This window comes from Halomonas sp. ND22Bw (genome assembly GCF_003011945.1).
Classification (GTDB): Bacteria; Pseudomonadota; Gammaproteobacteria; order Pseudomonadales; family Halomonadaceae; genus Halomonas; species Halomonas halophila.
In genome coordinates, this window is the sequence record NZ_PXWD01000751.1 from 1 (window position 1) to 276 (window position 276).

Below are 276 nucleotides of genomic sequence, written 5' to 3' on the forward strand. Positions count from 1 at the left end.
CTTCTTCCAGGCTTTTCGCGACGGCCTCGCCGTGGGGGCCGAGCGCAGCGACCCGCGCATCTGCCTGCTCACCTCCGGGGTGTTCAGCTCGACCTACGTGGAGCAAGCCGCGCTCGCCCGCTACCTCGGCCTGCTCCTGGTGGAGGGCGACGACCTCGTGATGCAGGACGGCGCCCTGCACATCCGCACGGTGTCGGGCCTCAAGCGGGCGGACGTGCTTTGGCGGCGCATCGATTCCGACTACATCGACCCCCTCGAACTCAACCCGGCCTCGCG

The 276-nt window shown here is 69.6% G+C and carries 1 protein-coding gene; it reads left to right on the forward strand.

Annotated features, from left to right (window positions below; all coding sequences use genetic code 11):
* Window positions 1–276 (forward strand): circularly permuted type 2 ATP-grasp protein (locus CVH10_RS20130; protein ID WP_146143162.1); only part of this gene is annotated, 276 nt, incomplete at both ends.